11 protein-coding genes and 1 pseudogene are annotated in these 10,434 nt (G+C 76.4%); 9 read left to right on the top strand and 3 right to left on the bottom strand.

Annotated elements, in window-relative coordinates:
• From AC0CYZ_RS18485 to AC0CYZ_RS18470, 4 genes and pseudogenes are all read left to right on the top strand, one after another.
• Positions 1 to 420: pseudogene (locus AC0CYZ_RS18485) on the top strand (hypothetical protein); the annotation flags it as partial.
• A 34-nt stretch (positions 421 to 454) separates the two neighbouring features.
• Positions 455 to 892: a hypothetical protein gene (locus AC0CYZ_RS18480; protein WP_472217949.1), complete on the top strand. Its 438-nt coding sequence runs from the start codon at positions 455 to 457 to the stop codon at positions 890 to 892.
• 19 nt (positions 893 to 911) lie between these two features.
• A complete protein-coding gene (locus tag AC0CYZ_RS18475) occupies positions 912 to 1,589 on the top strand; it encodes a response regulator (RefSeq protein ID WP_472217947.1) in 678 nt (225 codons plus the stop codon).
• A 175-nt stretch (positions 1,590 to 1,764) separates the two neighbouring features.
• Complete coding sequence (locus AC0CYZ_RS18470) at positions 1,765 to 2,553, top strand: universal stress protein (RefSeq protein ID WP_472217945.1); 789 nt, start codon at positions 1,765 to 1,767, stop codon at positions 2,551 to 2,553.
• Between the two features lie 28 nt (positions 2,554 to 2,581).
• Here AC0CYZ_RS18470 and AC0CYZ_RS18465 read toward each other — a convergent pair whose 3' ends face one another.
• From AC0CYZ_RS18465 to AC0CYZ_RS18455, 3 genes are all read right to left on the bottom strand, one after another.
• On the bottom strand, positions 2,582 to 3,598 hold the full coding sequence (locus AC0CYZ_RS18465; RefSeq protein ID WP_472217943.1) for an Acg family FMN-binding oxidoreductase: 1,017 nt from the start codon (positions 3,596 to 3,598) through the stop codon (positions 2,582 to 2,584).
• Between the two features lie 101 nt (positions 3,599 to 3,699).
• A complete protein-coding gene (locus AC0CYZ_RS18460; RefSeq protein ID WP_472217941.1) occupies positions 3,700 to 5,088 on the bottom strand; it encodes a GAF domain-containing protein in 1,389 nt (462 codons plus the stop codon).
• A 59-nt stretch (positions 5,089 to 5,147) separates the two neighbouring features.
• The gene (locus AC0CYZ_RS18455) at positions 5,148 to 6,134 is read right to left on the bottom strand and encodes an Acg family FMN-binding oxidoreductase (protein WP_472217939.1); all 987 of its coding nucleotides are present in this window, start codon (positions 6,132 to 6,134) and stop codon (positions 5,148 to 5,150) included.
• Positions 6,135 to 6,437: 303 nt separating this feature from the next.
• On the opposite strand from AC0CYZ_RS18455, the gene AC0CYZ_RS18450 reads away from it, so the two are divergent.
• From AC0CYZ_RS18450 to AC0CYZ_RS18430, 5 genes are all read left to right on the top strand, one after another.
• A complete protein-coding gene (locus AC0CYZ_RS18450) occupies positions 6,438 to 7,322 on the top strand; it encodes a universal stress protein (RefSeq protein WP_472217937.1) in 885 nt (294 codons plus the stop codon).
• Between the two features lie 22 nt (positions 7,323 to 7,344).
• A complete protein-coding gene (locus AC0CYZ_RS18445) occupies positions 7,345 to 7,686 on the top strand; it encodes a hypothetical protein (RefSeq protein WP_472217935.1) in 342 nt (113 codons plus the stop codon).
• Entirely contained in the window at positions 7,686 to 7,808 is a 123-nt protein-coding gene (locus AC0CYZ_RS18440) for a hypothetical protein (RefSeq protein ID WP_472217933.1), read from the top strand. Before AC0CYZ_RS18445 ends, AC0CYZ_RS18440 begins: the two co-directional genes overlap by 1 nt.
• A complete protein-coding gene (locus AC0CYZ_RS18435; RefSeq protein WP_472217931.1) occupies positions 7,805 to 9,298 on the top strand; it encodes a bifunctional aminoglycoside phosphotransferase/ATP-binding protein in 1,494 nt (497 codons plus the stop codon). The genes AC0CYZ_RS18440 and AC0CYZ_RS18435 overlap by 4 nt, the downstream gene beginning before the upstream one ends.
• A gap of 234 nt (positions 9,299 to 9,532) precedes the next feature.
• Entirely contained in the window at positions 9,533 to 10,378 is an 846-nt protein-coding gene (locus tag AC0CYZ_RS18430; protein ID WP_472217929.1) for a universal stress protein, read from the top strand.
• Positions 10,379 to 10,434: the final 56 nt, after the last annotated feature.

Here is a 10,434-nt window from a genome sequence, read left to right as displayed (position 1 = left end):
CCGTGGCGCTTCCACGCCACGGCGAACCAGATCGACGTCTTCGTCGTCCCGGAGCGGGCACCAGGTTTGCTGGACCCCGAGGGCCGGGAGACGTACTTGTCCGTGGGAGCCGCGGTGCTGAACCTGCGCCTGGCCCTGGGGGCAGCCGGTCACGGCGCGTCGGTGGAGTTGGCGCCGCCCCGGTTGGACCCGCGGAAGGCGGCCACGGTCCGCGTGGTGGGGGCCACGACCTTGTCCGCTCAGGACTGGTCCGCCTACGACGCGATCACCCGCCGGCGGACCAGCCGGCTGCCGTTCACCAGTGACCCAGTTCTGCAGGAGGAGTTCGACCGGCTGCAGGAGGCCGCCGCGGTGGAAGGGGGCGCACCTGGAAGCGATCACCGGCTTGCAGCGTTCCATCGTCACCGCCGCAATCCATGAGGCCGACCGCGCTCAGCGCTGCGACCCCGAGCTGGTGGACGACACCAGCGTGTGGACGCTGCCGCGCGCCGGCCGTGACGGCCTGGGCATTCCCCCTGAGCTGCTCGGGCCGGTTCCCAGCGACCCGGCGGCGCTGGTCCGGGACTTCGCGTTCGGGCGTCGCAGCGAGGGCCGCGCGCGGGCCGAGTTCGAACTGTCACCGTTGCTGGTGGCCTTGATGAGCACCGGCGACGACCGGGCTGGTTGGCTGCGCGCCGGGATGGCCTTGCAGCGGGTGCTGCTGACGGCGACCGCCCGAGGGCTGAGCGTGGGGCTGTTGTCGCAGGTCACCGAGGTGGCCGACTTGCGGCTGCTGGTGCGGGACCCGATGAGCCCGTGGAAGCACCCCCAGGTCGTGCTCCGGGTCGGGTACGGGCCGGCACCCCCGGTGACCCCGCGGCTGCCGCTGGACGAGGTCCTCGAGATCAGCTGAGGCGGTTACCGTGCACCCCATGGGCGACGAGCTGGCGGAGCCTGGCGCGCGAGCTATCACCGTGTTCCTGCTGGACGACCACGAGGTGGTCCGCCGCGGGGTGGCCGACCTCCTCGGTGCCCACGAGGACCTCGAGGTCATCGGCGACGCCGGCAGCGTCGCCGAGGCGCTGGCCCGCATCCCCGCGCTGAACCCCGAGGTCGCGGTGCTGGACGTGCGGCTCCCCGACGGCACCGGGGTGGAACTGTGCCGGGAGCTGCGGTCGCGGATGCCCGAGCTGCGGTGCCTGATGCTGACCTCCTACACCGACGAGCAGGCCATGTTCGACGCCGTCCTCGCCGGCGCCAGCGGGTACGTCATCAAGGACGTGCGCGGCAACGACATCGTCAACGCCGTCCGCGAGGTGGGCGCGGGCCGTTCCCTGCTGGACGGGCGCGCCGCGACGGCGCTGATGAGCCGGCTGCGCGACCGGAGCGAGGCGGTCGACCCGCTGGCCGAGCTGACCGAGAAGGAACGCGAGGTGCTGGACCACATCGGTGAGGGCATGACCAACCGGGAGATCGGCCAGCGGATGTTCCTGGCCGAGAAGACCGTGAAGAACTACGTCTCCGCGCTGCTCGCCAAGCTCGGGATGCAGCGCCGCGTCCAGGCCGCCGTCCTGGCCAACCAGGTCAAGGACCGGTCCACGGGCCGCTGAGGCCGGGACCTCCGGCCCTGTCGGGCAGGTGCCCGGGACCACCAGCGTGGGTGCCGTGACGGACGGACGTGGTGCCGGCGCCGATTCCGGGACGCTCCCCCTCCTCGGGCTGGCAGGGGCGGACGGGACGTGCGGGGCGGACCGGGTCGGCTCGCAGCGTGCCCGGAGCGTGCGCGTGTTCGCCCCGGTCGACCTGGCCCGCCACCGCGTGGTGCACTGGGCCGCACGCCACGCGGCGCGCACCGGCGCCTTCGTGCAGTTCCTGGTCGACCCCGAGGAGCGCGACGCCGACCCGGAGCATCCCGGAGTGGTCGGGCTCCTGGGGCGGACCGCACGCGATCTCGTGAGCCGGGTGTTCTGGCCCCTGCGGTCGCCGTCGACCGGGCTGGTCCGGGACCTGGAGTGTGCCGTGGCCGGGGCGCGGCTGCTGGTGGTCCCGCAGTCGCTCCCGCAGCTGCCCGCCCTCGTCGAGGTGCTCTCCGAGCCCCTCGTCGCCGTCCCCGACCTTCCCCTGCCGTCCACCGACGCGCCGGTGGTGCTCGCGCTGGCGCCGTGGTCCGGTCCGGAGGTGGTCGGCGCCGCGTTCGAGACCGCCGCGCAGTACGGGGTGGAGCTGCAGGTCGTGCAGGTGGCGGAGCGGGCGGAGGACGACGACGAGGCGGTGCGGGCCTGCGAGGACGAGCTCGCCGCCTGGCGGCTCGCACGCCCCGAGGTGGGCGTGGATCTGGAGGTCGTGGCCCAGAGCCCCGTCGACGCGCTGGGCCGGAGCGCCCGCGGCGCCCAGCTGGTCGTGATGGGCCGCCCCGCCCGGGGCCGGGTACGGGAGCTGATCGCCTCCTCGCCCACCTCGGAGCTGCTCCGCACCGCGTCGTGTCCGGTGCTCGTGGTGCCCTCGCCCGGCGTCCCCCGCCCGATCTGGACCGCGCGACCCGACTGGGGTCTCGCGTCGTGGGGCACCCGGTGACCGGTCGTCGGACCGGCTCCCGGGACCCTCAGTCCTCCTCGGTGAGCACCTCGTCCACCCGCCGCCGTGGAGTCGCCGGGATCGTCGCGGCTCCGGTCAGGCGCCAACCGATCCGGAGGGCGATCGTCGGCACCCGGTGGGCACCGACCGCCAGGTGACCGACCCGGTCGCGGACCTCCGGCACCTCGAAGGGGTGGGCGAAGGGCGTGACGCCCAGCCCGAGACACTCCGCCTCGAGCAGGACCGCGCCGAGCGCCTCGCCCGCCCGGACCAGCGAGACGGTGTCGTCGGAGGGCGCGGACACGAGGAGCAGCTGCGAGCAGTCCCGGACGCCGGGGCCGACGCGCGGGTGCGCGAGGGTGCCGGGCGGCATCCAGCGCATCTCCATGTCGCCGTAGGCCGCCGCCGGCGTCCCGGGCCGGGAGCTCGCGGGGATGCCGTCGCGCGCGCCGGCCAGGCGATGGGTCCAGTGCTGCAGTTCGGCGGCGTAGTCCACCCGCTCCCGCTGGAGGAGGTCGGCCTCGTGGGCGGCGTCGAGCACCAGACGGCGCACGGCGCCGACGGCGAGGTGCACCGTGCCGCCGTAGACCCGTGCGGCGTCCGCGAGCCGGTCGACGGCGTCGGGCCCCACCTCCTGCCCCGAGAACCGCCGGCGGTCGGTCCGGCGGGTCCACATGGCGGCGAGCCAGCGGGTGGTCCGGACGTCCGGCTCCGGTCCCGGACGGATGCGGATGCGGGCGAGCGGGTGCTCGGGGTCGCCGTCGTTGCCGCGCCGGATCTCCGCCCGGTACCCGGCGGCGGCGAGTGCGACCTGGAGGTGCTGGAGCGCGCACCCGCAGCCGAGCAGCACGCTGCGGCCCTCCTCGTCGGTGGAGGGCAGGCGGCGGGTGCGGTCGGCCCGGAGGTCGAGCACCTCACCGTGCAGGCGCCAGCGCCAGGGTTGCGTGTTGTGCTCGGAGGGCGCGAGGACGGCGTGCGCCACGGCGGCACGCAGGGCGGCGCGGATCGACGTGGTGACCGCGACGTCCTCGCGGGAGCCGGTCATCTCTCGTACCCGTAGCCCCACATCATGGGGAGCCCTCTCTCGTCGTCCGGTGTCGGGACGAGCGTGACCGGCCCGGGCGGGCCGTGGTCAGGGGCGAACGGTCATGGTGTGCGGGCCGGAGGGACCTCGCCGGCGCGCATCTCCGGGGCGACGGCCGGGTCCTTCCACACCGCACGACGCAGTTCGCGCACGAGGTCGTCGAGCTCGTCGACCTGGGCGAGCACCCGGTCGCGGGTCGCCCCGCCCGCCGCCGAGGCCGCGCCGGAGAGCGCGGTCCCCACCCGCAGCAGGCGTTGCAGGACCCGGGTGTTGAGGTCGGCGACGAGCGTCTCGCGGTCCTCCACCCGGCGCAGCGCCTCCCGGTCGGCACGGCTGCGGGCCAGGGCCAGGGTCACCGACGCCTGGGCGGCGAGTCCCTCGACCAGGGCGACGTCCCGGTCCCCGAAGGGGCGCCGGGTGGTGTCGCGCACCAGGATCAGGACCGAGTGGGACCCGTCGCCGGCGATCCCGTCGGACAGCCGCATGGCCAGGGCGCTGCCCGTCGAGGGAGCCACCGCCATCAGCTGCGCGGCGCGGCGGTCCGCGGCGGCCGCGCCGAGCACGACCGCCCGGCCCGAGGCCAGGGCGGCCGCACTGATCGTGTCCTCGTCGACGAAGCGTCGACCCTCGAGCGAGGCCAGGACGCCCGCGGCGCAGGGGACGAGCACCGACGAGGGATTCTCCTCCTCGACGCTGGTCAGCACGGCGCCCTGGGCGTCGGCCAGGGCGAGCGCCTCGTCCAGCAGGTGGCGCAGCCCGTCCAGCGGGTCGAGCGAGCCCTCCAGCAGCCGGCGGCCCAGCGCGGCCGCCGCGGCCTGCCACTGCGCGCGGCGGCGCGCGCCGTCGAGCAGCAGGGCGTTCTCGATCGCGACCCCGGCGGCGCTCGCGAGGGTGGTGACGAGCTCCTCGTCGTCACGGCTGAACTCCGCGGCCCCCTGCCGGTCGAGCAGGTGCAGGTGGCCGTAGACCCTGCCCCCCTCGCTGAGCGGGACGCCGAGGTAGGAGCCCATCGGGAGCGGGCCGCCCGGAGCCGGGTCGCCGCCGAGCTGCGGGAGCCGGAGGGGGCGGCCGTCCTCCACCAGGGGGCGCAGCGCCCCCGCACCGCTGGAGAGACGTCGGAGCGCGTCGATCTGGTCCTCGCCCATCCCGGAGTGGACGAACACGGGCCGGTGCCGGTCCACGACCCCCAGCGCGGCGTGGCGGGCGTCCGCGAGGCTGCGGGCGCTGTCCACCACCCGCTGGAGCAGCTCCTCGGTGTCGAGCCGCTGCGCGATGTGGTGGGTCGCCGCGAGCAGCTTCCGCAGTCGACCCTGGACGGACTTGAGCTCGCTGGCCCGCGCGATGACCTGGTCGAGCAGCTCGTCGAGCTCGAGCCGGACCGCTCCGGGGAAGGACAGGCCCGCGGGTACCTCCGGTGGGCCGGAGGAGGCCGCGCTCGTCGTCTCGTCCATCGAGGCCATCGTGGACCGACACCGACCGGTGTCAAGGTCCCGGCGCGCCACCGGACCGGTCAGCCGCTCCCGTCCGGAACCCGACGCGAGGGCCGCGGCACCGCCCGCTCCCGGACGCCGAGCCGGAGCATCGCCTGGGGCCAGAGGGCGCCACCGAGCAGCGAGCGCAGCGACGCGCGGGTGTCGGCGACCTCCAGCGGTGGGGCCACGAACGACGCGGCCAGCCCGCGCACGGTCCCGAGCAGGAGGACGTGCTGGAGCGCCTGACCCGCCTGCAGGTGGGCGAGGGGCTGGTCGAGAGTGGTGGCGAGGACGAGCAGCGCCGGATCGTCGGTCCTCGCCGCCGGTCGCTCGTCGTCGGGATCGCCGGCCGCACCGAAGTCCCGCAGGAGCCACCGGCCGTCCGGTCGCGCCGAGCGTCGCAGGACGTCGCGGGTGAGCCCGCCACCCCGGTCGTCCGCGGTGCCGACCCAGCGGTCCCACTCGGCCCGGAACGCGCCGTCGGCCTGCTGGGCGGCGTGGGCCCGTCGGGCGAGCTCCTGGATCGACCCCCGGCGGGCCCCGTCGTCGACGAAGACCGCCCAGGAGTGCTCGCGCTGCGCCGCGCGCCGGATCTCCTCGCGCACCCCCGGAGTCAGTCCGAGCCCGGACAACGCCGAGCGGTCGGTCCGGCGGTGCGGGATGGCGTGGGCCAGGGCCTGCTCCAGGGCGCTCGCCGCGAGAGGCGCCCCGACGGTCACCCGGGCGAACGACCACGGGTCGTCCGCATCCGGCAACAGTCGCACGTGCGCGCGGCGGCCCTGGGCGCGCACCGCGAGGCGCACGTTCGCGATCGCGGCGCCGCAGGACATGCGCAGCTCGCGGTGCTCGGGGTCGGCGACCGGCAGCGCCCGCTCGGGATCGCCGTGGACCTCCACGGCGCCGTCGCGCCACCGCAGGCGCCACGGTTGCGTGTTGTGGCTCGACGGGGCGAGCGCTCCCGCGCCGAGCACGGCGGCCACGTCGACGGGGCCGGGTGGCGTGATCACGGAGCTGCGGGTGCTCATGGGTCCCCCTCTTTCCTCGCGGCCCAGCCTCGGCGTCGCGGGGCGCACCGCGCAGGGCCGCAGGACCCGTCTGACGGGGACCCTCCGGCCCGCCCGGACCGGGACGGGCCCGTCGGACCTCAGCACTGCCGCGCGACGGCTCCCGTGGAACTCCCGGGCCGGGTGGGCCCGGGCCCTGGTGCCTCTCCACCCCGGAACCGGGCCGGTGGTCCCCGCAGGGTCGTGACCCTTCGGCCCTGGTCCGCGCACCGCGCCGGTGGTGAGGCTGGCTCGTCGCCCCACCCGAGCACCGAGGAGTGCGTCGTGCCCGAGTCCCTGCTGCTCCCGTCCGACCCCCCGCGATCCCCCCACGAAGAACCCGCCTCCGCGGACGCGGCGCCCGGGACGCCGGGGGCGGTGGTGGTCGGGGTCGACGACGGGCCGCTCCCGTGGGGTCTTCTCGAGCACGCCCTCCGCGTCGCGCTGCGCCGTCGATCGACGATGACGGTGGTGCACGTCCACCGCCCGGAGACGCCGCGGGCCGCCTGGTACGAGGACGCGGCCGCCCGCGTCGAGGCCTACCTGACCAGCGCGGCCCCGATGTCGGTGACCCGGCGCTGCGTGTCCGGGGACCGGGTCCGGACGCTGGTGGCGGCCGGCGACCCCGGAAGCCTCCTGGTGCTGGGCGACCGACACCGCCGGCTGGGCTCGACGGCGGGAGCGACGATGGACGCCGTGATCGAGGCGGCACCGTGCCCGGTGCTGGTGGTCGACGAATCGGCGTCCCCGCCGGCGCCCGACGGCGGCGTGGTGGTCGGCGTGGACGGCTCGCCCGACGCGGCGACCGTGCTGGACCGCGCGCTCGCGGAGGCGGCGGAACTGGCCACCGGGGTCCGGGCCGTCACGACGTGGACCGCGCCCGAGGCGGGGCCCGCCGCGGGCGTCGCCGGGCTGGTCGCGACGAGGGCGGCGGCCCGCCCGCAGGTGCCGGTCACCCTCGAAGGCCTCGAGGACCGGGCCGGACGCGCACTGCTCGACGTCGGTGGCGGAGCGGCGCTGCTCGTCCTCGGCCACCGGCACCCGGTCGCCACCGGCCTGCGCGGACGGGGTTCGACCGCACGCACGGTGCTCGCCGCACCCCCCTGCCCGGTCCTGGTGCTCGGGCCCCGGGTGCTCGACGCCGCGTCGTCCGGGACCGACGGTCCGTGAGCACCCGGGCGGAGGACGCCCCGTGAGCGGCCACGCCCTCGTCCGCCACCCCGGCGAGGCGCTGGGCCTCACGAGCCGCGCGGTGGCGCTGTGGCGTGGCCGCGTCGGTCGCACGGCGCTGCTGGCCGCGGTGGACCAGGCACGGACGTCCCTGAACCACGAGCGCGACACCCAGGTCCGGTGCGCGCTGTCCTGGGTCTGCCGGGCCGTCCTGGACCCGGACCTCGGCGACGACGACGCGGTCGTCGTCGACACCGCGCTCCGCTTCGCGGCGAAGGCACTCGCGTCGGCCGGCCCGCCACCCCACACCACCGAGCCTGGTCACGGACCGGGCCGGCGACCCCGACAGCGAGGAGACACCTGATGGACGAGCAGTCCGCACCGCCGGTCGAGGTGGTCCCCGCGCCCGCACCGCTCGCCGGCACCCCTCGCGAGGCTGCCGTGACCGAGCTGTCGCCCCCGCTGCCCGTCGGCTCCGTCGCATGACCTCCCCGAGCCCGGTGAGCGCCCCGGCCGGAGTCCGCGAGACCCACACCGCCGTGCTGTGGTTCCTCGACGATCGGGTGCACAAGCTCAAGAAGCCCGTCGACCTGGGGTTCTGCGACTTCACGACGGTGGACGCCCGCCGGGAGGCCTGCGAGCGCGAGGTGGCGTTGAACTCCCGGCTGAGCCCGGAGGCCTACCTCGGCGTGGAGACGCTGCTCGGCCCGGGCGGCACGGTCGTGGACCACTTCGTGCTCATGCGCAGGATGCCGGCCGAGCGCAGCCTCGGAGCGCTCGTGCGCGCCGGCGCCCACGTCGACGACGAGCTACGGGCCGTCGCCCGGCGGCTGGCCGGGTTCCACTCCGTGGCCCGCCGCGGGCCGGAGGTGACCCGCGAGGGCCGCGTCGAGGCCCTGACCGGACGCTGGCGCAGGGTGCTCGACGGCCTGCACCGGCACGCCGGGCAGCTGCTCGATCCCGAGGACGTCGAGCGGGTCGCCGCCCAGTCGACGCGCTTCCTCGCCGGCCGCGAGGCCCTGTTCGACGCGCGCTGCGCGAGCGGACGGATCGTCGACGGGCACGGGGATCTGCTGGCCGACGACGTGTTCTGCCTGCGGATGGGTCCTGTCCTGCTCGACTGTCTCGAGTTCGACGACCGGCTGCGCTACGTGGACACCGTCGACGACGCCGCGTTCCTGGCGATGGACCTCGAGCACCAGGGCGGTGCTGCCCTGGGGGACCGCTTCCTCCAGCTCTACGGCGAGTTCTCCGGCGATCGGTGGCCGGTCGCGCTGGCACACCACTACCGCGCCTACCGGGCGGCGACCCGTGCCGCGGTGGCGTGCGTGCGGGCCGACCAGGGTGGTCCGGGCGCCGGGGAGGCGCGGGACCTGCTGGCCCTGGCCCGGCGCCACCTCGAGGCGGGCCAGGTCCGGCTGATCGTCGTGGGTGGCCTCCCGGGGACCGGCAAGTCGACGGTGGCCGACGGGCTCGCCGACCGGCTCGGCGCCGTCGTGGTGTCGAGCGACCCGTTGCGCAAGGAGCTCGCCGGCCTGACTCCGACCGAGCCCGCCGCGTCCGGCTACGGCCAGGGCCTCTACCGCGCCGAACACACCGCGGCCACCTACGCGACGATGCGCGCCCGGGCGGCCGAGCTCCTCGCACGGGGCGAGTCGGTGGTGCTCGACGCCTCGTGGACCGACGCCGCGGAACGCGCGCGGGCGGCCGCGCTCGCCACCGACGCGCACGCCGCGCTCACGTGCCTGGAGTGCCGGGCGCCGCGCGAGATCACCGAGCCCCGCATCCGCGACCGGCACGGATCCGCCTCGGACGCGACCCCGTTGGTGGCGGCCGTCATGTCCCTCGACGCCGACCCCTGGCCCGAGGCCACGGTGATCGACACCGTCGGCCCCGCCGAGGCCTCGATCGACCTCGCGGTCGAGGAGGTCCACAGCCCGCACGAGCACTCGGGGTGGACCGTCGTCGGCCGATGACCTTCCCGCCTCGCGCACCGGCCGTCTGCCGGACGAGCACGGGTGATCAGGGGCGGGAGATCCTCCCGAAGGTCCCCCTCCGACGGGGTCTCGCGGCGGCCCGATGCGGCCTCGCGGCCCTGGGCCGGCTCGGCGCGACAGCGCAGTGTCGTGACCCTGGAGGTGGAGACCATGACGTCGATGCGACCCCGGCCGGCGAGCGCCCCCGTGGCGCGCGCAGGTCGATCGGTGCCCGTGATCGTGGGAGCGGCGCCGGGCGCCGACGACGCCATCGCCTGGGCGTCGCGGCACGCCCGGCGCCACGGGGCCCCGGTCCATCTGATCCGCGCCTACGAGCCGGGGAACCTCTGGCCCGGTGGCGTGGCGAGTGCACTCGGGGTCCCGCGGGCCGGGCTGCGCGACGTGCTTGCCCGGACGACCCTGACCCGGGCCCGCCGGCTCGCCCGCTCGGGCGGTCGACCGGCCGACGAGGACCCCGTCGTGCGGGTCGTCGAGGGCCGTCCGGTCGACGTCCTGCTCGAGGCGGCCCGCGGGGCCTCGATGCTCGTGGTCGGGCACCGCCCACGCCCGGCCGAGGCAGTGTGGGATGTCGGGTCGGTCGCGCTCGGTGTGCTCCGGCACGCGACCACCGCGGTGACCGTGGTCCGGTCCGCACCCGACGACGGACCCGTGCTGATCGGGATCGACGGATCGCCGAGCGCCCGGCACGCGCTGCGTCACGCCCTCGCCGACGCCGCCGTGCGGGGGGAACGGACCATCGTCGTCGTCGCCGGGACGCCCGTGGCGCCGGAGTGGGCCCACGCGCAGGTCGCCGACGTCGCGAACACCGTCCGCCTTCTCGGGATCGCCCCCGGTCCGATCGACGTGGTCGCGCACGCGGGATCGCCGGCGCGGTCGCTGCTCGACGTCGCGGCCCGGCGGCGCGCGGCCCTCGTCGTGGTCGGCCACCGCGGCCGCGGGCGGACGGCGTCGATGCTGCTCGGGTCGGTCGGGCGGGAGCTCGTGGCCCGCGCGCCGATCCCGGTGACGGTGGTGTGCCCGGAGGCGCCCGCCGGCGAAGGCGGGACACCCACCGGCTGACGGACCGACCGCTATCCGCCCTCCACCCTGCGCGACGTCCCCGGACCGCGCGGCTC

It is taken from the genome of Actinomycetospora sp. (genome assembly GCF_055612215.1).
This window is presented reverse-complemented; position numbering and strand designations above follow the sequence as displayed.

Bases quoted from the DNA above. Each gene is read 5' to 3' on its own strand.
- AC0CYZ_RS18475 (WP_472217947.1), top strand. From the start codon at position 912: ATGGGCGACGAGCTGGCGGAGCCTGGCGCGCGAGCTATCACCGTGTTC.
- AC0CYZ_RS18465 (WP_472217943.1), bottom strand. From the start codon at position 3,598: ATGACCGGCTCCCGCGAGGACGTCGCGGTCACCACGTCGATCCGCGCC.
- AC0CYZ_RS18460 (WP_472217941.1), bottom strand. From the start codon at position 5,088: ATGGACGAGACGACGAGCGCGGCCTCCTCCGGCCCACCGGAGGTACCC.
- AC0CYZ_RS18455 (WP_472217939.1), bottom strand. From the start codon at position 6,134: ATGAGCACCCGCAGCTCCGTGATCACGCCACCCGGCCCCGTCGACGTG.
- AC0CYZ_RS18440 (WP_472217933.1), top strand. From the start codon at position 7,686: ATGGACGAGCAGTCCGCACCGCCGGTCGAGGTGGTCCCCGCGCCCGCA.
- AC0CYZ_RS18435 (WP_472217931.1), top strand. From the start codon at position 7,805: ATGACCTCCCCGAGCCCGGTGAGCGCCCCGGCCGGAGTCCGCGAGACC.